This is a genomic window from Ruegeria sp. K3 (genome assembly GCF_056531845.1).
In genome coordinates, this window is the sequence record NZ_JBQFMM010000012.1 from 125104 (window position 1) to 148135 (window position 23032).

Genomic DNA, 23032 nt, shown 5'->3' on the forward strand with positions numbered 1-23032 from the left:
ACTGCTGTTCCTCATAAACTAGAGTTGTATCCCAAGGCCAATGCCAACCTGCAGGGCTTCGGTTGAGTCTCCAAACATATGGTCCAGGCTCAGGTTGATAAAGCTGCTGTCATCCAAAGCAAACAATCCCAACCGCGCGGACACGACGCCGTGGGCGTCACCGATATAGCTGGTATTCACGAACCCTCCGTCGGCGGCGCTGGCCCCACTGAAGCCAGCGGTTACCGACACCGTGTCGTCAGACGAGAGGATGGCACCGGCGCGCAGGCTCGCACGCAGTTTCTGCGAGGCGCTCAGGATCTGCTCGGTCCCGATCTCAATCGACGGCGTCAGCGAATAGATCATCTCGTTGTCGTCCTGCAAGACGATACCTGACAAAGTGGCATCGCCATTGCTTTCCGTCGCCAACCGCGTCGCATCGATGGCCAGTTCGGGGCGCAGGTACGCTCCACCAGCGCCAAGTCTTTGATCATACGCCAGGCTGAGCCGCAGGTTCTGGTGGTTCATCTTGTGCTTGATCTCGCTGACACCAACGGTGTCCACAATTGTGCCATTGGGCAAAACGCCCCGGATCCCACCTGCACGGCTTGTATCGTAGTTTGACCAACCTGCCGACAGCATGGCCGCAAACTCCCACGCGCCTGTGTATTTGGTCAGCGATGCACCCAGATTGAACCGATCGCCAGATGCATTGTATTGCGATCCGTTCTGCAGGCTGATCTGGTCGTAGCCCAGGGCAAACCCTGCATACAACTCATCCCCCACCGGTAGACGGACACCCGCCGACCAATTGGTGTTATTGACGTTCAGATCGTTGTAAATCCCGGTCTGCTCGCGGTCGAAGAAATAGCGGCCGCCGGTAAACCAGATACAGTTACGCGGATCATCCCCGGCTTGATAATTGGTGTAGCGTTCGCAGTTTTGCAGCGTATCCGCGAATACCCGCGTGCCAAAATACGCATCCACCGCATCTGCGGCGTAGTCCGCTGTCGACAAGCTCTCAATGGCCGCGATCACATCGGCCTCGGATTGCATGTTCCCGATCAGCGCCAAAAGCTCGCCCTGTTCGGACGTTCCCCGCCCGTTCAGGACATCATTGATATAGTCACCGATCGCGGTCTGGTTGGAGTTCATCCTAGGCGTCGAATAGTCTGGTGTGATCACCAGATCGATCGAACTGCCGTCCGACGTCGCCCCGTTCAAACCAATGGAGTAATCAAGAACCACAGTGTCCTGGATGGTCGTGCCAGCATCTGCGGCCGTTCCATCGGGATTGATGATGACAAGCGGCAATGCGCGTTCGAGCGTGTTCAACCGCGGCACCAATGTACCACCAATGGTGGCATCCCCGGTGACATTGATCAGATCGCTGTCTCCACCCGATATGCCAGTGGTTCGGAAATACACGTCGAACGTTGAAGTCGCAGTGCCGCCAAAGGCCAGACTTCCGGTCACGTTCGTGGTCTGGCTGACATTTTCGGTGAAGGAAAAATCATCCGCTTGAACAGAAGCCGTCAGGCCTCCGTCGACGCCCCAATTTGCGCCCAGAACCAAGTTGCCATCCACCTGCATGAGCCCGGCGTCGCCCAGATTCACGGTATCCAATGCATAGAAGGTTGCACCATCTTCCACGGTCAGGCCATTCGTCCCGTCACCAAGGTTCAGGTTCCCAAGCGCGCGTCCGGACAGCGTGATTTGTTCATTGCCATCGCCGCCGTTCACCAGTTGGTTATTGCCCGCGATCAGCACCGTGTCTTCTGATAGGGTCAGCGTGTTGTCGGTACCTCCTTCGACAATGATCGAGGCAACCGAGTTCGCTTGCCCGGTGCCGCCCATGACAACACCATCGAACCCAAGCATAATGGCGTCTGCACCGTCACGGCCTTCGGATTGTGCAAAGACACCAATGCCACCGTCGCCGACCGACAAGACATTGCCGGTCAGGGTCATGTCGATAGCACCGCCCGACCCGGCGCCACCTGCAGCACCCCGGAATATGGAATCGACGATGCCGCCGCCGCCACCCAACGACTGCGCGGCGACACCGATCGCCTTCTCTCCACTGGTGACCGTGTTACCAGTTTGCAAGAACAGAATGTCCCCGCCGTCCCCGCCATTCGCTGCTGACAGATTTACGGTCACCTGGCTGGGGTCCAGGTCTGTCGTGACAAGACCACCGCCGCCGCCGATGCTCTGGATCACGAACGCATGCGATCCGGTACCACTTGTGTTTACGTCACCGGTATTGGTGAAATCGACGTTGCCGCCATCTCCAGTTGAATCGTCCTGAGCCCCGAGGGTCACATCGACGCCTCCAAGACCAGCAACGACAGCTTCACCACCACCCGCGCCGATGCTTTGAACGCTTTGGCCAAAGGACCGGTCACCGCTGGTGAAGACACCTCCATTCAGATCAAGATCGATATCACCGCCACTGTTGCGGAAGCTTGGATCGGACCCCAGGATTACCGAAGCAAACCTGTTGGTATCAGCCGGGCCCGTGCTGTTGAGCACCAGCTTACCGCCGCCGCCGCCAATAGATTGCGCCGTACCTGCCGAGGAAAACGCACCATCAGTGCCGACATCGCCAGTCCGGCTGCCGAACACATCGCCACCTGCTGCATCATTCGTATCAATCGCGCCCAGGCGCGCATCAATCTCGATACCGTCGCCATCCTGAAGGCTGATGTTGTTGGCCGATGTGCCACCACCGCCGCCAACACTCTGCAGCATCAGACCTGTCGAGCGGTCACTGGTGGTCGCTATGTTACCGACGTGCGACTGGGCAACCTGGCTGCCCGCCGTGCCCGAAACATCATCACCGCCCAGCGAGATGTCACTGATATAAACAGTGCCGGTTCCACCCGCGCTTGCCGTCGCGGTCGTAAAGTCGACCGATGTTTCGGAGTTGCCGCCGCCGCCATTGACGGATTGTGCGAAGATGGCCTCGCTGCCTGCACCATTCACCAGAATGTCACCGGTTGAATTGACAGTCGCGGTTCCCACCGATCCGGTGGTCCCTTCTCGCGCGCCCAACACATGAGAGATCGTGTAGTCCAGCGCCGAGACCAAGGGCGACGATACCGAATATCCCGCATTACCGCCGCCGCCACCTACGGATTGGGCATAGATACCGAACCCGTTTTCAGCGTTCACGACAATCGTACCGGTATGGTTGACCGTGACATCTCCACCATCCGCACCGTCGCCACCAGAACCGCCAATGGCGATCTTCGAGTATGACTGGCCGGTCATGGTGTTTTTGAGGTCGTTCACATCCATCGCGACGGCCAAACCACCGTTACCGCCGCCCCCACCAACGGATTGCGCGAAGATACCGTAGGCCCCTTCGCCATCAACGCGGATGTCGCCGGTATTGGTGACAACCGAGTTTCCGGCAGCATTGCCACTGCCACCCGAACCACCGATGTTCAACTGCGCGGTCGGAGAGCTGTTGTCCCCAGTCTTTAGCCGCAGCGTCCCAGTAATCGAACTCCCACCATTGCCGCCGCCGCCGCCAACGGATTGAGCAAAGATGCCATGCGCACCTGCACCAATGGTGATGATCGTGCCCGCATTTGTGACGGCCACGTTGCCTCCGGTTCCACCGGAACCACCCGAGCCACCCAGGCCAAACTGCAACGCCCGCCGAGTGCTCGCCTCGGCCCCGCCATAGCGACCATCAACCGAGATTGTCGATCCGCCATTGCCGCCGCCACCGCCGACAGACTGCGCGAAGATACCGTGGCTTTCGGCTCCGCTGGTCACGATCGTACCATCGGCTTCGTTCACAACAGTGGTTGTACTGCCAGAACCACCGGTGCCGCCGGTGCCACCAATAAGGATCGCGTTTGTCGTAGACCCCTCCGAGGACCGGCCCAGAATAATGTTTCGAACTTGCTGTGCATCACCACCGCCACCGCCGACCGATTGCGCGTAGATACCCACCGACTTGTCGCCCGTGGTTAGGATCACGTCCCGGTTGGTCACAGATACCGCCGCCGACATCGCACCCGAGCCGCCGTTGCCGCCGATGGACAAGGTCGCGGTGTTTCCAATCTCTTTACGAAGGCTGATGATGCGGTTTTCCACGACACCACCCATGCCGCCGCCGCCTCCGACGGACTGCGCAAAGATACCATGGGCCATGGTGCCTGCTGTGCTGATTATTCCGTCGCTCACAACGGTCACGATGTCCGAGGTCATACCGTCCCCACCTGTACCGCCTATGTTGATCGATGCTGTGGTGCCGACTGGGGACGGGTTGACCACAGCTTTGATGGTATCGAGGTTCGATTGTCCGGCCTGTACCATGCCGCCAGTTCCGCCTGCGCCACCGATGGATTGCGCCATCAGCCCAATCGAACGATCTCCGAACGTTGCGATCTGGGCAGTGTTGGTCACGTCCACCGTGCCACCAACGCCTCCGGTGCCACCAGTGCCACCGATGGACAAGGCAATTGAAGTGCCCTTGCCAGCCGAGTTGCTGGCCTTGCCACCATTGCCGCCGCCGCCGCCAACTGACTGCGCAAATACGCCATGTGCGTCATCGCCCTGCGTGACAACAGTGCCCGCCACCACAGAAGTCACATCGCCTGCTGCGCCACCCGTACCGCCTTCAAGCCCGACTGACAGGCTGGCTTTGTTGCCTTTGCTGTCGCCGGATTTCGGGGTGCCGATGCTGACCGAAGTTGATGACGAGTTACCCCCGCCATTGCCGATGGACTGTGCAAAGAAGCCATAAGACCGGTTGCCCGTCGTGCTGATCGCGCCGTTCGAGCTGGCATAGACGTCCCCACCGCTGCCCCCGGTTCCACCCGTGCGGCCGATCTGGATGTTTACATTGCCGCCATCGACCGACGTCGATGCCGAATTGTAGCCAGCATTGCCGCCGCCGCCGCCAACGGACTGCGCAAAGAGACCATGAGAGTCCGCGCCCGAGGTCGTGATGTCGCCTGTATTGCGCACATCCACCGAACCACCGATTCCGCCCTCACCCGTGCCGCCGCCAATAGCCAAGCCAAAGCCTTTGTTGGTCGCGTCGGAGGCAAGCTCATAGGTCATGCCGAGGTTCAAGGCGGCGTTGCCGCCGCCACCGCCGATGGATTGCCCAAACAAACCGTGGCTGCCATCTTGCAAGGTGACGATATCACCATAGTGGTCAACATCGACCTCGCCACCGTCCCCTGCCGTACCTGCATCGCCACCGATGGCAACCACCGCCGAAACTCCGGTTTTGTTGCCCGAGGAATCTGCAGGGTTCACCTTGCCTTCAAGCTCATCCAAAACCGCGTTGTAGTTGGCGATGACCGAGTCATCGACGCCGGTATTGGTCGGTGTCTTGCGATCCGTGGAATCGCCGGTGCCGCCGTTACTTTGATTGCCGGTGGTCTTGCTGATACCCACAACTGCGTTGATCCCGGCATCGCCACCGCCGCCGCCAATGCTCGACGCCTCGATACCGTGCGATCCAACGCCATCGGTCGTGATTGTCCCCGCAGCAAGGGCCGCTGTGCCACGCGCGACGGTCACGTCACCCGCATCGCCGCCACCGCCGCCAAAGCCGCCGATCCCCATCGCGATGGGTGAGCTGTCCTTGGTACCAACAAAGGTCGCATTAATGCCGCCAGTGCCACCGCCGCCGCCGATGCTCTGGGCAAAGATTCCGCGCGCGTGATAGCCATTTGTTGCGATGTTGCCGGTCTGAGTGACCGACACGTCACCCGCATCCGCACCAGTACCTCCGTGGCCGCCAAGGCCGCCCACAATGCTCAGATCCGTTTTGCCGTCCGAGTTGTTGGAGTCGCCATAGTTCAGCTGCCCGGTCACGTTCAAAGCACCGTTGCCACCGCCGCCTGCGATCGACTGGGCCAAAACTCCATGTTTCCAGTTGCCGGCGACTGACACAGTTCCCGCGTGATTGACGCCCACATTGCCCGAGACATTGCCGTCACCGCCAAAGCCTCCGACGCCAAACGTAACCGAAGGGATCTTGCCATCTTTGCTGAGCGCAATTCCACCCGAGACATTCAGACCGCCATTGCCGCCGCCGCCGCCGATGGACTGCGCCAGTAGACCCGCCGAACCGTCAGTATCCGGCTTTTCTTCGTTGAAGACACCCATGTCGATGAACAGGCGTTCCAACCCGAAGTTCGACGCCAATTCCTCGGTCTCATCTACGATTGAGTCGCCCAGGAAATCACGCAGTTTGTCTTCGAACGTCGTTGTGTTGGGGATCGATATATCGTCCGGGTTCGTTGTAACCGTAATATCCGCTTGCGAGGTGACCGTGACGTCTCCGGCCTGGCCGCCATCGCCTGCGAAACCACCGACGCCCACGATCAGAGAGCTGTCGGATACGATTCCGCCTGACACATTCAGACCACCGTTGCCACCGCCGCCGCCAACGGATTGGGCCAGCAGGCCGGATTGGCCAGTGCCGTGAGCTGTGATCGTACTGCCTGCGCCAATGTTCACATCGACATTTCCGGCGTCTCCACCGCCGCCACCAAAGCCCCCGACGCCCACGACAACCGCGTAGGATTTGCTGCTATCTGTCTGGCCTGCGCCGGGTTTGCCGCTGATCGCGAGGCCGCCCGAGACGTTCGTACCACCTTCACCGCCGCCGCCGCCAAGCGACTGAGCAATGATGCCACTGGCTCCTTTGCTTTCATCAACAGCGAATGTTCCATCCGGTTGCTCGACCATCGGAACGGCCTGCACATTGCCGGTATAGTCCAGATCGACGTCACTTGCGTCACCGCCAGCCCCGCCAAAGCCGCCAACACCCGCTGAAACCGAAAAGATCGTGTCCGATCCCGATGGTTTGGTCAGCGCCAGAGTGCCCGAAATATTCACGCCCCCGGTGCCGCCACCGCCACCAAGGCTTTGCGCAAACAGACCATGCGATCCGTCACCCGCCGTCACTACATCGCTTTGAACATCCAACGTGACCGCATCGGCATTGCCACCACCGCCACCAAAGCCACCAAGTCCCAGGGCAACCGCTGCACCGGATTTGCCGGTGAGATTGACAGCGCCAGAAACGTTCAGACCGCCGTTACCGCCGCCGCCGCCGACCGACTGGGCCATGACACCAATACTGTCTACGCCAGTGGTTACCACCGAAGTTGTGCCACTGCTGTCCGTTCTTGAGCGCAACGTGCTGTTCACTTCACCAGCGTTACCCGCCCCGCCACCGAAGCCGCCAACGCCCAGACTGACCGAGCCGCCATTTTCCTGGCTGATACCCAACGAGGCCGAGATATTAGTGCCGCCGTTGCCACCACCGCCGCCAAGGCTCTGTGTCAGGATCCCGGTGCTGCGATCACCTGTTGTGGTTACTCCACCGGTGATTGTCGATTGCACCAACGCTCCGGCATCAGCGCCGCCGCCGCCAAAACCGCCCACACCGATGCCGACCGCCGCATTGGCTGATCGGGACAGAGACAACGCTGCCGAGATGTTGGTGCCGCCGTTGCCACCACCGCCGCCGAGGCTTTGCGTCAGAATGCCGACCGAGTCATCACCGGTTGTCATGACATCTCCGGTGACCCGCTGCGTGACGTTATCTGCCGCACCACCGTCCCCGCCAAAGCCGCCGACGCCGATCCCCAAACCGCCGGAATAGTTGCTGGCTACAGAAATGGCCCCGGAAATGTTTGTGGCGCCATTGCCGCCACCTCCGCCAAGGCTTTGTGCGATAATACCTGCCGACCGCGGACCCGAGGTGCTCACATTGCCCGAGAACGTGTTGTCGACTACCCCGCTGGTCCCGCCACTGCCGCCGAAGCCGCCCACGCCGATACCTGCCGCACCCGATCCAGTGCGTGCGATGCTCAGAGCGCCCGAGATGTTGACGCCGCCATTACCACCGCCACCTCCAACGGATTGGACCAGAATGCCCGTCGCATTCTCACCACTTGTAGTGACATCGCCGGTGACCGATCCCGTCGCCGAGCTCGAAGCACCGCCATCTCCACCCGAGCCACCGATGCCAACCCCGACGGCGCCGCCCCCGGTCCCCGAGATGTTCACGGCTGCTGATACGTTCAGCCCGCCATTGCCGCCGCCACCCGCAGCAGATTGCACCAAGACGCCGCCAGAATTGTCACCGGTAGTGGTAACATTGCCAACGACCGTGCCTTCGGCCGTATCCGCGTCGCCCCCGTCACCACCGCTGCCACCAAGACCAACAGACGCACCACCGCTGCCGGTTCCTGCGACAGTGACTGTGGCGGAAACATTCATGCCTCCATTGCCCCCACCGCCGCCAAGGCTTTGCACGATCACCCCGCCGGATTCATCGCCTTGTGTCGAGACGTTTCCGTTCAATGTGGCTTCAACTGTGCCTCCGTTGCCGCCGGTGCCGGACGCGCCGCCAAGGCCTACTGACGCGCCACCTGATCCGGTGCCCGCCGCGGCCACTGCGACCGAGACGTTCATGCCACCATACCGCCGCCACCGCCGACAGATTGTGCCAAGAGACCGCTGGAGGTTTCACCTTGCGTGATCAGATTCCCGGTTACATTCGCCGTGACCGCCGAGGCGTCACCGCCGCCAGTTCCACGACCGCCCAAGCCAACTGCCGCAGCGCCAGAACCCGTACCTGCGCCACCGATGGAAGCAGAAACGTTGAACCCGCCATTGCCGCCGCCGCCGCCGATTGATTGCGCCACAACTGCGCTGGATTGCGCACCTTCGGTTTGAACACTATTGGCAACCGTCAGGCCAACAACACCCCCCGTGCCGCCACTGCCACCGGACCCACCCAGGCCAACGCTGATCGCGCCCGATCCGGTGCCGGCCCCAGCCAAAGCCGGTGAGACATTGAAGCCACCATTACCACCGCCGCCACCAACGGACTGCGCGAGTATACCCACCGAAGCATCCCCTCGGGTCACCACGTTAGCTGTTGTGCTGGCCGTCACCAAACTGCCGTCACCCCCGGCGGACCCTGAGCCGCCCAGACCAACCGAAACCGATCCCGCACCCGTTCCAGCCCCGGACACGGTGGGCGAGACATTGAACCCGCCGTTACCACCGCCACCGCCAAGCGACTGCGCAACAAACCCGCTTGAGGCGAAGCCATCCGTCAGGATGGTGCCATTCGAGGTCAGCGTGACAATGCCGCCATTGCCGCCGGTATCACCTGAACCACCCAGTCCTACACTCACCGCACCACTGGCTGTACCTGCACCCGACAGAACCGGGGCTACGTTGAACCCACCATTGCCGCCTCCGCCACCGATGGATTGCGCTACGACGCCCGAGGACTGATCCCCCCGCGTTTCAACCGCATTGTTCGATGTGGCATCGACCGTGCTGCCATCGCCTCCACCGCCGCCGTTGCCACCCAATCCGACCGAGACGCCAGCCCCTGCAGTGCCCGATCCCTGAACCGATGCGCTGACGTTAAACCCGCCGTTACCTCCGCCACCGCCGATGGACTGCGCGAGGAATGCTGTCGCCGAGTCGCCTTGCGTCAGAATTGTCCCACTGGATCTTAGCGTAACCGACCCGCCATTACCGCCACCTGCGCCCGTTCCACCAAGCCCGACGCTGACCGCACCGCTTGCAGTACCTGCACCGGCCCCGGTCCCCGAGATATTAAACCCACCATTGCCGCCACCACCGCCGATGGATTGGGCGACGACGCCTGAAGAACGGTCCCCGACAGTTACAATAGTATTTGTAGTCGTCAGATTGACTGTGCCACCCGTCGAGCCCGTACCTGCGTCGCCGCCAAGGCCAACTGAAACTGCACCGCTCGCAACCCCAGCCCCTGCAAGTGACGCGCTAACATTAAAAGCACCATTGCCACCGCCGCCGCCAACGGACTGTGCCAGAACGGCAGTTGAGTCCGCGCCACCGGTGCTTACGGTGCCTGTGACTCGACCGGTCACCGATTGACCGATTCCACCTCCTGAGCCGTCGCCACCAAGGCCTACGGTGACGGCACCGCCACCTGCCCCCGCACCAGCAACACCGGCCGTCACGTTGAAGCCACCATTGCCACCACCGCCGCCGATGGATTGGAAAACTACGCCGCCTGAACCTTCGGACACTGTTGTGACGTTTCCTGCAACCTGGCCTTCAACCACGCCGCCATTGCCGCCTGTATCGCCGTTGCCGCCGAGCCCGACGCCAATTGACCCAGCACCGGCTCCTGCCGCTGCCACTCCGGCAGTGACATTGAAACCACCATTACCACCGCCACCGCCGATGGATTGAATAACGACAGCCGTCGAGCGTGCACCTTCGGTCCGAACGTCGCCGTTGACGCGCACGCCGGTTACCGTACCGCCTATGCCGCCGCTGCCTCCGTCGCCGCCAAGTCCGACTCCAATCGTTCCGGCACCGCCACCGCCGGCCGCCAAGCCAGCAGCGACGCTGAAGCCGCCATTGCCACCGCCACCGCCGATGGATTGCACCACGACCGCACCGGCATCGTCCCCACGGGTTGTGACATCCGCATCAACTTGGGCCGTCACTGTACCGCCCGCACCTCCACCGCCAGCTTTACCGCCGAGGCCTACACTGATGGACCCGGCAGCGCCGCCCGCAATATCGGCACTGGCACCGATGGCATAACCACCATTACCACCGCCGCCGCCAACGGATTGCGCAACGACACCGCTGGAGAATGCGCCACTGGTTTCGATTGAGGTCCCACCGGCACGCAAAGTGACGTTGCCACCGATACCGGCACCACCACCATCTCCGCCGACACCGACGTTGATCCCGACCGCAGCGCCTCCGCTTGCGCTGATACCGGCCGCGATGCTTCCACCACCATTACCGCCACCGCCACCCACGGATTGGGCGATGATCGCGCTGGAGCTTGTGCCAGTCGTGGTCACGTCAGCATTGGTATAGACCTGAACAAGTCCACCATTGCCCGCACTGCCGGCCTTGCCGCCAATTCCAACTGATACGTTGCCCGAAAACAGAGCCGAGGCGCCACCGGTCGCAGCGACCGCCAAACCACCATTGCCACCACCCCCGCCGACGGACTGGAACAGCATGCCTGTCGATCGGTTTCCGGTCGTGACGACAGTGCCTTCAAACCCAGCTGCCGTTGCGACGCCGCTACCATCGAACTGGCCAACCGTGACCGGACCACCCGTGCCGCCCGTACCTCCGTCACCGCCAACCCCAACAGCCAGCGAACCCGATACCTGACCTCCAGAGGCTGCGACAGATACCGCATAGCCACCATTGCCGCCGCCACCGCCAACAGATTGCAGCATCACCCCAACCGAGTCGTCGCCTCCGGTCTGCACCGAAGCTGAACCGCTACCGCTAAGCGTGACCGTCCCACCGTTGCCACCATTGCCAGCGGACCCACCAACCGAGACCGATGCCGCGCCAAATGCGCCAACCGCAACCGAGACCGCTCCGCCACCGTTGCCGCCACCGCCGCCGACGGATTGTGCAAATACACCTGCCGAGCGCGCGCCCGAAGTCCGGATAGCCGACGGCTGGCTGCCATCGGTGTTGGATAAGGTTACGTTGACATTGCCACCGGTCCCTCCGGCCCCGCCATCACCACCGATGGCTACCCCGACAAACGCACCTACCGAACCGGACGAACCACCATTGCCGCCACCGCCACCAATCGACTGGGCCAGAATACCCATCGCATCATCACCCGAGGTGGTGATGATCCCGTCATTCACGATCGTCACAGTGGACCCGCTGCCACCGCCGCTGCCATTGCCACCGACCGAGACCATTCCACCGGACGAGCCGCCGTCACCGCCACCGCCGCCGATGGATTGCGCGATAATCCCGCGGGCGTTGTCGTCTTCGGTTACAATACGCCCGTAGTTGCTGACGCTCACCGCAGCGCCCGTTCCGCCCCGAGATCCTGTGCCACCAATCGCAACAAGCCCATATGAATTTGCACCGGTTCCGCCGCTGCCGCCGATGGATTGCGCCATGACGCCGTCAGCCCCAATGCCCGAAGTCAGGATGCTTCCCGAACCTTGCACAGTGACATTCACCGCGTCCCCGCTACCGCCGTTCGAGCCCACGCCACCAAGAGAAAGTGATACCAGGCCGCCTGCAGTTCCGCCCGAACCACCGCCGCCACCGATGGACTGGGCAACGATACCGCGCGCGAAATCACCTTGTGTTTCAATCGCGCCACTATGCGAGACGTTAACCCTGCCTCCATTTCCGCCATTATCGGCCCCGCCAATGAGCGAAACCAACAAGTTGCCACTTGTCCCCGCTGACCCCCCCGAACCGCCGATGGATTGGGCGTAAATCCCGTTCGCATAGTCGCCGGTCGTCAAGATGCTACCGCTTGAGGTCGTGTTTACCGTTACGGTGCCACCGCTACCGCCATAGCCTCCGTTACCGGACGAGCCAACCAGCCCCCATTGTGAGCCACCATTACCGCCGTTGTTCGAAACGCTCAGTGCATAGATGCCATCAGCCGAGTCGCCGGACGTAGAAATGTCACCCCGCTGCGTAACGGTTACATCGCCACCATCTGCCGAGTGGCCACCGGTGCCCCCACCCGGAGCCGCGAAGCCGCTGCCACCATCACCAGCCTCGCCGCTGCGGCTGAACGCAAATATACCGTCATAGCCGTCGCCCGATGTCTGGATCGTGCTGCTGGAGGATTGTGTTGCGTTTACCGTGCCGCCTTCCCCGCCGTCGCCGCCATCGCGCCCGTCCCAAAAGCTCAGATACGAGTCGCCGCCCTGACCACCGTCACCGCCAACGCTACCCACTTGCCAACCAACATTGCTGGTTGCGTTGACATTCCCGCTCAGGGTTTGTGTCTGGGTTGGGCCATCGGCACCGTTTCCACCTGAACTTGGTGGCACAACAAGCGCACCATCGCGCCCATTGCTGCCATCTCGCCCGTAAACGACCTGGCTCACACCGTTAGGTCCGGAGACGTTCACCGGCGGGGTGACAGAGCCAGGAGTACCCGAACTGTTGAAGTTGCTGTTGTACTGAGACAGGGTCAGCTGAGTGGACAAGCTGGCCGTTCCGGTCGCACCAGAATTACTGATCTGAGCCGTTGTTCCCGTTATGGATACAATCTCAAATGCCAGTGGGGGATTGTCGGAGTTGTAAATTGTATCGCCGGCATCTTTGACGAGAAACACATAGCCATCCGCCGTCTCAACAAAAGCCGTCGTCCCGGCTGTAGGTGTTGAAGCGGGATCCACGATCAGTGCGGTGACTGTCGTATCCAGACCAGTCACAGGGTTGTTAACAGTGTCTCCAACAATTGAATCTGCGGTCGGCGCGGCAAGCAAAGGTGTTGAATTAAATAGAAAAATAGAAAGCGCAAACAGCAGGTTTGAAAACTTTGACACCTTGAGACCCTACAACCCAATTCACCAGCACAGAAGGCAAAGAAGAGCTGCACCCAAAAGCAACACATTGCTTTTGGGAATTTCCCCATCACCACCTAAAGAAAGATATGCGCAAGTTTAAGGAGAGTGGATTTCTTAAATTTGTCTAAAACTGGATTTGGCTAAAATAGTGCTAAAATGCCACAACCTGGGTTCATCCCTAAGGCTGGATCAGTTCGGCTGAGTTGGTTTAGGTTCACACAACTTTTCGAAAAAAATGAAAGAGCACACTATGAAGGCTGTCCTGTTCGAGAAGTTCCAACAAACCCCCAAGGTTGTCACAGTCGACGACCCTGCACCCGATACTCATGGCGTTGTTCTGAAGGTCGAAGCCACCGGCGTTTGTCGTAGCGATTGGCACGGGTGGATGGGGCATGACAGTGATATCGAGCTGCCTCACATACCCGGTCATGAGTTGGCTGGCGTGGTCGAAGCCGTCGGACGGGATGTAAAGAACTGGAAAGTTGGCGACAAGGTAACCGTGCCTTTCGTCTGCGGCTGTGGAACGTGCAGCGAATGTCACGCAGGGCATCAGCAAGTCTGTCTGTATCAAGAGCAACCCGGCTTTACCCATTGGGGCAGTTTCGCGGAATATGTGCCAATTCATCAGGCTGACCTTAATTTGGGCGCGCTGCCTGAAACCATGGAATTTGCAACCGCCGCCAGCCTTGGCTGCAGGTTTGCCACTTCATTCCGCGCGATCGTCGATCAAGGAAGGGTCTCGGCCGGTCAATGGGTTGCCGTACATGGCTGCGGTGGGGTCGGTCTGTCAGCCGTTATGATTGCTGCCGCCGTCGGGGCCAATGTCATCGGGGTTGATCTAGACGAAGCCAGACTCGAACTTGCGCAAGAACTGGGTGCAGTTGCGACCATTAACGGTACAGATGCTGATGTTCCCGAAGCGATCCGCGAAATCACCAAAGGCGGCTCCCATGTGTCAATCGACGCTTTGGGTCATCCCGTCACTATGACCAACTCAATCCTCTGCCTGCGTCCGCGCGGCAAGCACATTCAGGTCGGTCTGATGCTGGGTGATCACGCTTCGCCAGCAGTACCCATGCCAAAGATCGTAGGACAAGAGATCGAATTGCTTGGTTCGCACGGGATGCAGGCGCATCGCTATGGCGCGATGCTCGACATGATTAAAAATGGCAAGTTGGATCCGGCGCGATTGGTGGGGGAAAAAATCAGCCTGGAAGACGCACCCAAGGCCTTGATAGGGATGGATAAGTTTACCTCAATCGGTGCGACGGTCATCACAAGGTTCTGAGTCACAAACTGGATCCGCCCCGTGCGAAAATGGCGCCACTAAACGGCGATTTCAAAATGCATCACTCAATTGGCAAGTTCTGTCGGTATCGCAGAAAAATGGGCATCGCCTGATCCCAAAAGGTACTTTCGGACCGCCAGGTCGATTGATTTACTCTGTTCTGAATAGACACCGCAGGCAGTGAGCGCTTCACGGGCGGTAATGCGCTCATCAAGCCGTTTCCAGATTGTTTTCGCCGCATAAGGGTGTGGAAACGGCCGCCAAGCCACACCCATTGTCATGCCACGCAAGTATTTTAGCTGTTGGCGATGCGCGGAATAAAGGATGGTCTGCGCAATGCTTCCTTCCTTGCCGCATTCATGTTCCGTGGCGAAGATCCTGTTACCGCGCAGGGCAACCAGCCCTTCGTAGCGCGAAATCTGCCGAACGCTTTTGTCCGGGGACGTGGCGTTTTCGTGCGAGCGGATCGTCACCACGCCATCCACCTCCTTAAGTCGGATCAGAGAACAAAAAATGCGCCCCTGCCAAGACGGGGTGCAAAAGAAAGAATGATAGAAGCCCACATAGCGTCTGAGATTCTTCACCTGATCACTGTACGGCTTAACAAACAAGCTGGCAGGAGTTTCTTTCCGACGGACGATCGAGTCTTTCAATGTTTCTTCGAAATCCGTCCGAGGCGCAAAAAGCTGCGCCTCAGGCAGATCGAAATACCGAGCGATACGGCGCAGGTTGTGGGCTGATGGCAAGCTTTCGCCATTGAGGTAGCGATTAAACTGCTGCCTGTTCAGGCCGATTTCTCGACAGACTTGCGAGATATTGCCTCGCTCGGCGCACAAAGACCGTAAATTTGCGGAAAAACTTTCGGACATAAGCGTCATTTCTTTCGCGTTTTGACGCTATAATGCTAAAGATTGAATAAAAGCGCGTAAAGTAGCTCAGTTCAATAATTTTCGGAATGCGGGTTGGCTGTACCAAACGCAACAACGGGACCTCGCTCCGAATGTCCACAAAAATCATCGAAAACAACTGGATCCCCCTGCCGGATGGTCGGAAACTGGCTGCACGAATTTGGTTGCCCGAAACCTGGCCGTCACCCGCCATTCTGGAATACCTCCCCTATCGCAAACGGGATGGAACTGCGCCGCGAGATGCAACCACTCATCCAGTATTTGCCGACGCAGGATACGCCTGCATCCGCGTCGACATTGCCGGAACCGGTGATAGCGAGGGGCAGTTCGACGACGAGTATTCGGAACAAGAACTCCGCGATGGTGAAGCCGTTCTGAGTTGGATCGCCGCACAAAACTGGTGCGACGGAAACATTGGGATGATCGGTATCTCCTGGGGAGGATTCAATGGGCTGCAGCTGGCCTTTCGCCATCCGCCCGAGCTCAAGGCGGTGGTTAGTGTTGCCTCGACCGTGGATCGGTACGCCGATGACATACACTTCATGGGCGGCTGCCTGTTAAGCGACAATATCAACTGGGGCAGTCAGATGTTCGCCTATTTGACACGGCCCGCAGACCCCGAGCTGCGATCTGATTGGCGAGAAGACTGGCTTGCCCGACTTGAGAATGTACCATTCTCAGCAGCCGATTGGCTACTTCATCCAACGCGCAGCGCGTTCTGGAAACATGGCTCGGTTTGCGAGGATTGGTCGGCGATTCAAGCTCCGGTTCTTGCGATAACGGGTTGGTCGGATGCATATGTCAACGCTCCGCCAGCGCTGGCAGCAAATCTGGCCGTGCCGTCAAAAGCGCTGATCGGACCGTGGGAGCACCGCTATCCGCATATCTCGAAACTAGAGGCTGGGGATTTCCACTCCGAGGTGATCGGCTGGTTTGATCGCTGGCTGAAGGGGCAGCAGAATGGCGCCGAAGACCTGCCCGCCTACCGAACCTATATGCAGGATCATTTTGGCCCGAGCAAAAAGAACAAACCCAGGCAGGGCCGCTGGATCGCCGAGACAGAATGGCCGTCGCCCAATGTCAGCGATGAAGTCTGGCATTTGGGATTGGGTGGGTTCTCTGACGTCGCCACTACGGCCGAGACAACCGTATCGAATCCGGCCCATATCGGACAGGCTGGCGGGTATTTCTGCCCGGGCATGCGGATCGACAATGAGTTGGCCGAAGATCAAGCAGCCGATGACGCACTGTCGCTTTGTTTCGATACGGCACCGCTGGACAAGCCGCTTGAACTGCTTGGACGGGCGCGACTGAAACTATCCTTCACCGTGGACAGACCGGTAGCCCAACTGATTGCGCGATTGTGTGATGTCGCCCCGGATGGGGTTTCTCAGCGGATCACCTATCGGGCGCTGAACCTGACGCACTACAAGAGCCACGAGACCCCTGAAGCGTTGGTTCCCGGTCAGGTCTACAGTGCGGAAATTGCACTAAATGAGTGCGCGCATCGCGTGAAACCCGGTCATATCCTGCGTCTTGCGCTGTCTACCGCTTACTGGCCAATCGTTTGGCCTGCGCCAGAAGCGGCAGAGGTGACGTTGCAACTGCAAGGTTCGGCGCTGTATTTGCCGGTTCGGACGATGTCTGAGGAAGCTGATCCTGCACATCCCGGACCAGCGCAGGATTATCCGACTTTGCAAAGCACCGAGCTGCGCGCGCCGTCGGGCCGATCCGAACGGCGCATCGAAGCGGACGGAACCGTCGTACTTGAGACATTCGACGACTACGGCAAAGCACAGGACCCCGGCCACGGCCTGATCGTCGGAAGCCACGTCGCCATGCGCTATGCGATCCATCCCGATGACCCAGCGACCGCGCAATTCACGGCGGGCTGGCGTTTCACGTTCGAGAGGGACGAATGGCAGGTCGAGATCAGCACCGAAAACGCGATGACCTGTGACGTCGAGAATTTCTATCTGCATCGAAAACTGCGCGCCACCGAAGGCGCGGACAAAACAGAAGTTCTGACAAAGGAATGGAACGAAACCATCCCGCGCAGGCTTCTGTAAACGATCTGACCCAAGGGAGAACATCATGAAAATCGAATGGACAAAAGCAAATGTCGGGCGCAGGGGCTTCTTGAAAGGGGCAACTGCGCTTGGGGCGGCATCCGCGCTGCCTGCAAGCTGGGCCAATCGCGCCTTCGCCGCTGATGACGGGGTGTTGCGGGTGCGCGCCTACGGTGATGCCCAGAACATGGACCCCGCACATTCCGTCGGTGTTGTCGAAGAAGAAGTGCATGCCTCGATTTACAACAAGCTGATCCAATACAAGCCCGGCGAGGAATGGGGTTGGCAGCTGGATGCGGCGGCGATGATCGAGCAGGTTGATCCGACCCATATCAAGTTCGCCTTACGCGATGATATCGGTTTCACCAATGGCTTCGGTGCGATGACCGCTGAAGACGTGAAATTCAGCATGGAGCGCATCGTGGACGATGCGACCGAAAGCCCAAACAAGCCCGATTTGGGTCCGTTCAGCCATGTCGAAGTGAGCAGCGAACGCGAAGGTACCATCGTTCTGAACGAGCCGTTTGCTCCGATTTGGTCGATCGCCCTGCCCTACATCACCGGCAACATCGTCTCGAAAGCTGCGGTCGAGGCCGCAGGGGGCCGCATCGGGGCTGATCCGGTCGCTGAATCCGGCCCTTATCTGCGGGACAGCTGGTCACCCAAAGAAAAAACCGTGCTTAAGCGCAACCCGGATTGGAAGGGTGACGCACCAACATGGGACACAATCGAAATCCTGCCGATCGACGACGAAAACACCGCCGAGATCGCCTTTGAGGCGGGCGAACTGGACATGACTCGGGTTTCGCTGGGATCGGTCGAACGCTATCGGGCCGGTGTTCCGAATGGCGGATCTTTGGTCGAGAAACCCTCACTGTTCTATGTCTGGTTGGGCATGAATCTGGATCACCGCAAGCTTCAGAACCCAAAACTGCGTCAGGCGATTCAACATGCAGTCGACGTACCAAGCATCCTAGAGGCGGCCTATTTTGGAGCCGCTGAACCCTCGACAGGCATCATCGCACCTGGCCTTGCGGGCCACCGCCCGCAATCTCTGGTCCCTCCGGCGGCAAACTTCGAGAAAGCGGCGCAATTGCTGGCGGAATCTGGCGAGACCAATGTGACGCTTACGTTGGACACGCTGAACAAGACCACTTTCACCACGACGGCTCAGATCATTCAGGCAACTCTGGCGCAGATCGGGATCACGGTCGAAGTCAACGTACTGGAATCCGGTGCATTCTGGGCAAGCGGAGACAACGAGAACCTGCAACTGGTTCTGAACCGCTTCTCGATGACCCCCGATCCATATTATGCGACGGCCTGGTTCACCACCGAACAGGTCGGCATCTGGAACTGGGAGCGGTTCAGCAACGCTGAATTTGACGAAATTCACAACTCGGCATTCAAGGAAGCGGATGTGGCCAAACGCGCTGAGATGTATCAGCGGGCGCAGGATCTGATGGAAGAAAGTGGTGCCTACCGCTTTATCACCCACGAGGCGACACCGGTGATTCATTCGGCGCGTGTCACCCCCGCGCTAAGACCCGACGGTCTGGCACTGCTGCGGTACTTCAGCAAGGCGACCTGACCTCCCCAAGGTCGGCTATGTCCGGCGGGGTTTGACGCCCGCCGGACAAAACAGCTCGCCACCCATCCAAAAGGAGCCAGCTTTTCATGTTGAAGTTTGCAACCCGCCGCTTCGGGCTAGCGCTGCTTATCCTGTTCGTGGCGGTTACCGTCATGTTCCTGATGATCCGCGCCGTCCCCGGGGACCCGGTCCAGATCATGTTGGGGCCACGCGCAACACCTGAGCTTCAGGCCCAGCTCACCGCTGCGTTGGCGCTGGATCAACCAATCTGGAAACAGCTGGTCATATTCTATGGAAACCTGGTCCGTGGCGATCTGGGAATCGACGTATTCTCGGGCCGGTCCGTGACAGATATCGTGTTTCAGCAGCTACCCTACACTCTGGAACTGATCATTGCGTCGATCCTGTGGTCCGCCACTTTGGGAATTGCGCTTGGGGCATATGCCGCCGCCCATCCGAACACTCTGATCGACCGAATTGCGGCGGCGATTTCGGTCAGTTTTGTTGCAGCGCCCGCCTTTGTCGTAGCACTTCTGTCGCTATTGGTCTTCGCCGTGCATCTTCAGTGGTTTCCAGCCATCGGCGCGGGCGAAGGCTTCGGGGGTCGCATTGATCACCTCGTTTTACCCGCCTTTGCCATCGGGCTAAGCTGGGTGGGCTACATCGCGCGGTTGGTGCGCGCCTCGATGTTGGAAGTCTTAGGCGAAAACCACGTTCGGACCGCACGTGCCTTCGGTATCGCAGAGCGCCGCGTGGTGATGGTTTATGCCTTGCGTATCGCCATTCTTCCGGTTGTCACGGTGATCGGCGTCGGCATGGGTTTCCTGCTGAGCTCGGCCGTATTCGCCGAAATAGTGTTCGCGCGCCCGGGTCTGGGCAAGCTGGTGATCGACAGCATAACCACCCGCAATTACCCGATTGTCATGGGCTCGGTTCTGATCTCAACCGGTTTGTTCGTCGTGTCGACCGCACTGGCGGATCTGATCAATGCGTGGCTCGACCCACGCGCTAGACAAGCGCATTGAGGAAAGCCGAAATGGAAAAATCTCGTTCTGAACTTGGTCAGATCATTGTCGGCGTCGCCCGCGACCCTCTGGGTCTGATTGGTTTGGTCATTGTCGGCACCATCGTCTTCTGTGCGATTTTCGCCTATTGGATTGTGCCCTATGATCCTGTGGCCATGGATATCAAAGCCCGGTTGCAAGGCCCGTCTGCCGAGCACCTTCTGGGTACGGACCAACTTGGCCGCGATACGTTTTCCCGCGTGATTGCCGGCGGTCAGGTTGCGTTGAAAGTCGCCTTGCCTGCGGTCTTTGGTGCGATGGTAATTGGCCTAACCTTGGGAATGATTGCGGGGTATGGGCCAAAATGGCTCGACAACCTGTTGATGTTGTTCTTTGACACCATCCGATCCTTCCCAACCGTGATGTTCGCGCTGGCCGTTGTGGCCCTGGTCGGTCCCAGTTTGCAAACGGTTGTGTTCGTGGTGATGGCGACTTCGATCCCAACCTATGGCCGTGTGGCGCGAACGCAGACCCTGACGTTGCGCAATTCCGAGTTCATTCTGGCCGAGCGGTCGATGGGGGCCAGCATGGCCCGCATCTTGGGTGTGCACATGCTACCAAATATCGTGGGGGTTCTGGCCGTCCTGGCTGCTATGGACATCCCGACGGTGATCGCGCTTGAGGCGGGGCTGTCCTTTCTCGGGCTTGGCGTGAAGCCCCCAACCCCCAGTTGGGGCGCACTTCTGAAGGACGGGTATTCCCTGATCCGACAGACACCTTGGCTGGTGGTGGGCGGCGGTCTGCCGATCATTCTGGCAACCCTGGGCTTTACGTTTTTAGGGGAATCCCTGCGCGACGTGGTTGATCCCAAACTGAGGAAACAGCGATGACCGAAACTCTTCTGGAAATCGAGAACCTCAGCGTCGATTATGAAACGGCACGCGGAGATCTCAAGGCATTGCGGGATATCACCTTTGACATCCGCAAAGGTGAGATCGTGGGTATTGTCGGTGAGTCTGGTTGCGGAAAATCAACCTTGATCTCGTCGATCCTGCGGCTGACCGCACCGAACACGCGGTTCCGGCAAGGCGAAATACGCTTTAAGGGGCAAGACCTGTTGCAAGTGCCTGAACGCAGGATGCGGGATCTGCGCGGGGCCGATATCTCGATCATCTTTCAGGACCCGATGCAGACCCACAATCCGGTTCTGACCATTGGCCAGCAGATGGTCGATATTCAGCACCGGTCCAAGGCTAGTAAGCAGGAAAAACTGGCCAATGCGGCAAAGATGCTGGGGGCTGTCGGAATTCCGGACCCAGAGGCACGGCTAAAGCAGTTCCCGCATGAGTTTTCAGGCGGAATGCGACAGCGGATCGCGATCGCCATGGCGTTGATGTCAGAACCCGACCTGCTGATCGCGGATGAGCCGACCACCGCGCTGGACGCCACGCTTGAGGTGCAGATCATCGAACGCCTGCAAGAGCTGCAGCGCGAATTCCATTGCGCCATCCTATTTATCTCGCACCATCTGGGTGTGATCGCGGAACTGTGCGACCGAGTGGTTGTGATGTACGCAGGCGCCGTTGTCGAAAGCGGTGAAGTGCGCGAGATTTTTCACAATCCCAAGCACCCTTACACACGCCGTCTAATCGACTGTGACCCGGGCCATATCAAGGAACGCGCACGGGTCCTGCCAACCATTCCGGGCGAAGTACCCGATCTGGCCAATCTGCCTGGTGGATGTATCTTCCGCGACCGCTGCAACCAGGCGATGCCGCGCTGTGCAATGGACGTTCCCCCCTTGGATCTTCTGAAAGAAGGGCATCACGCCGCCTGCTGGCTGAACCATGAGGAGGCCGCGAAATGAGCCTGCTGAACGTCCACGACCTGCAAACCAGCTATGGCCCTGTCAACGTGCTGGCTGGCGTCAGTTTTGAGGTCGAAGCTGGCGAAACCTATGCGCTTGTCGGCGAGAGCGGTTCGGGCAAGACAACTGTCATCCGTGCGATTGCGGGCCTGGCCCCGGCGCAGGCCGGTTCGGTCGTGTTTGACACGCAAGAGATACGAGGCGCGCCGGAACGGGTAATGCGTCCGCTGCGCAAGGACATGGCGATGATGTTTCAGGACCCTGTGGGCAGCTTGTCACCACGCCTGACAATTCGAAGCCTGATCACGGAACCCTATCGCATTCAGGGCATGAAAGATCGCGATCTGGATGCCGAAGCCAAGCGTCTGCTGGAAATGGTGAACCTGCCGGTGCATTTCGCGGACCGCTACCCCTATCAATTGTCCGGTGGCCAGGCACGACGGGTTGGTGTTGCCCGCGCTTTGGCGCTGGAGCCGAAACTGATCCTGGCGGATGAACCAACGGCAGGGTTGGATGTTTCGGTACAGGGTGAGCTGCTGAACCTGCTCAACGACCTGCGGGAACGCCTGGGCCTGGCGATGGTGATCATCACCCACAACCTGAACGTGGTGCGCCACGTGGCAGACCGCATGGGCATTATGTATCTGGGTCGACTGGTCGAGGAAGGCACGACAGAGGCGATCTTCGACGATCCGCGCCACCCCTATACCCGCTGCCTGCTCAGCGCCAACCCCGAGCCGGACCCCGATGCGCGCCTTGAACGGATCGCGCTCAAAGGTGAGCCGCCCAGCCTCTTGCAACGCCTGTCGGGCTGTGAGTTCCGCGAAAGATGCCCGTTTGCTAAAGACATCTGCACACAGACACCGCAATGGGAGGTTGCGGCGGGCCACGGGCTGCGCTGTCTCGCACCCTTGTCGGGTGCGCCTGCTCCGGGTCACTAA

General features: G+C 59.6%; 10 protein-coding genes. 7 read left to right on the top strand and 3 right to left on the bottom strand.

The features are described 5' to 3' along the window. Positions 1-18: 18 nt before the first annotated feature. Both ACR0MP_RS19120 and ACR0MP_RS19125 read right to left on the bottom strand, forming a co-directional pair. Positions 19-8445 carry a hypothetical protein gene (locus ACR0MP_RS19120; RefSeq protein WP_480887585.1) on the bottom strand — a complete coding sequence of 2809 codons (8427 nt, stop codon included), beginning with the start codon at positions 8443-8445 and terminating at the stop codon, positions 19-21. Next, complete coding sequence (locus tag ACR0MP_RS19125; protein ID WP_480893854.1) at positions 8442-13343, bottom strand: beta strand repeat-containing protein; 4902 nt, start codon at positions 13341-13343, stop codon at positions 8442-8444. The genes ACR0MP_RS19120 and ACR0MP_RS19125 overlap by 4 nt, the downstream gene beginning before the upstream one ends. 271 nt (positions 13344-13614) lie before the next feature. On the opposite strand from ACR0MP_RS19125, the gene ACR0MP_RS19130 reads away from it, so the two are divergent. Continuing rightward, positions 13615-14652 (top strand): zinc-dependent alcohol dehydrogenase family protein, encoded by a 1038-nt coding sequence (locus tag ACR0MP_RS19130; protein ID WP_480887603.1) that lies wholly within the window; start codon positions 13615-13617, stop codon positions 14650-14652. A 65-nt stretch (positions 14653-14717) separates the two neighbouring features. Here ACR0MP_RS19130 and ACR0MP_RS19135 read toward each other — a convergent pair whose 3' ends face one another. Next, a complete protein-coding gene (locus ACR0MP_RS19135; protein ID WP_170407624.1) occupies positions 14718-15521 on the bottom strand; it encodes a helix-turn-helix domain-containing protein in 804 nt (267 codons plus the stop codon). A gap of 131 nt (positions 15522-15652) precedes the next feature. Here ACR0MP_RS19135 and ACR0MP_RS19140 point away from each other — a divergent pair, with 131 nt between their 5' ends. From ACR0MP_RS19140 to ACR0MP_RS19165, 6 genes are all read left to right on the top strand, one after another. Beyond that, the gene (locus ACR0MP_RS19140; protein WP_480887589.1) at positions 15653-17629 is read left to right on the top strand and encodes a CocE/NonD family hydrolase; all 1977 of its coding nucleotides are present in this window, start codon (positions 15653-15655) and stop codon (positions 17627-17629) included. A 25-nt stretch (positions 17630-17654) separates the two neighbouring features. Further along, positions 17655-19220: an ABC transporter substrate-binding protein gene (locus ACR0MP_RS19145; RefSeq protein ID WP_480887590.1), complete on the top strand. Its 1566-nt coding sequence runs from the start codon at positions 17655-17657 to the stop codon at positions 19218-19220. An 86-nt stretch (positions 19221-19306) separates the two neighbouring features. Next, positions 19307-20245, top strand: a complete 939-nt coding sequence (locus ACR0MP_RS19150) for an ABC transporter permease (protein ID WP_480887592.1) — start codon at positions 19307-19309, stop codon at positions 20243-20245. 11 nt (positions 20246-20256) lie between these two features. After that, complete coding sequence (locus ACR0MP_RS19155; RefSeq protein ID WP_170394253.1) at positions 20257-21114, top strand: ABC transporter permease; 858 nt, start codon at positions 20257-20259, stop codon at positions 21112-21114. Next, a complete protein-coding gene (locus tag ACR0MP_RS19160) occupies positions 21111-22091 on the top strand; it encodes an ABC transporter ATP-binding protein (protein ID WP_480735386.1) in 981 nt (326 codons plus the stop codon). Before ACR0MP_RS19155 ends, ACR0MP_RS19160 begins: the two co-directional genes overlap by 4 nt. Continuing rightward, positions 22088-23032, top strand: a complete 945-nt coding sequence (locus tag ACR0MP_RS19165; RefSeq protein WP_480887593.1) for an oligopeptide/dipeptide ABC transporter ATP-binding protein — start codon at positions 22088-22090, stop codon at positions 23030-23032. Before ACR0MP_RS19160 ends, ACR0MP_RS19165 begins: the two co-directional genes overlap by 4 nt.

Excerpts from the sequence above, each read along its gene's own strand:
- ACR0MP_RS19120 (WP_480887585.1), bottom strand. The coding sequence starts at position 8,445 with ATGAACGTCTCGGTCGCAGTGGCCGCGGCGGGCACCGGATCAGGTGGC.
- ACR0MP_RS19130 (WP_480887603.1), top strand. The coding sequence starts at position 13,615 with ATGAAGGCTGTCCTGTTCGAGAAGTTCCAACAAACCCCCAAGGTTGTC.
- ACR0MP_RS19135 (WP_170407624.1), bottom strand. The coding sequence starts at position 15,521 with ATGTCCGAAAGTTTTTCCGCAAATTTACGGTCTTTGTGCGCCGAGCGA.
- ACR0MP_RS19140 (WP_480887589.1), top strand. The coding sequence starts at position 15,653 with ATGTCCACAAAAATCATCGAAAACAACTGGATCCCCCTGCCGGATGGT.
- ACR0MP_RS19145 (WP_480887590.1), top strand. The coding sequence starts at position 17,655 with ATGAAAATCGAATGGACAAAAGCAAATGTCGGGCGCAGGGGCTTCTTG.
- ACR0MP_RS19150 (WP_480887592.1), top strand. The coding sequence starts at position 19,307 with ATGTTGAAGTTTGCAACCCGCCGCTTCGGGCTAGCGCTGCTTATCCTG.
- ACR0MP_RS19155 (WP_170394253.1), top strand. The coding sequence starts at position 20,257 with ATGGAAAAATCTCGTTCTGAACTTGGTCAGATCATTGTCGGCGTCGCC.
- ACR0MP_RS19160 (WP_480735386.1), top strand. The coding sequence starts at position 21,111 with ATGACCGAAACTCTTCTGGAAATCGAGAACCTCAGCGTCGATTATGAA.
- ACR0MP_RS19165 (WP_480887593.1), top strand. The coding sequence starts at position 22,088 with ATGAGCCTGCTGAACGTCCACGACCTGCAAACCAGCTATGGCCCTGTC.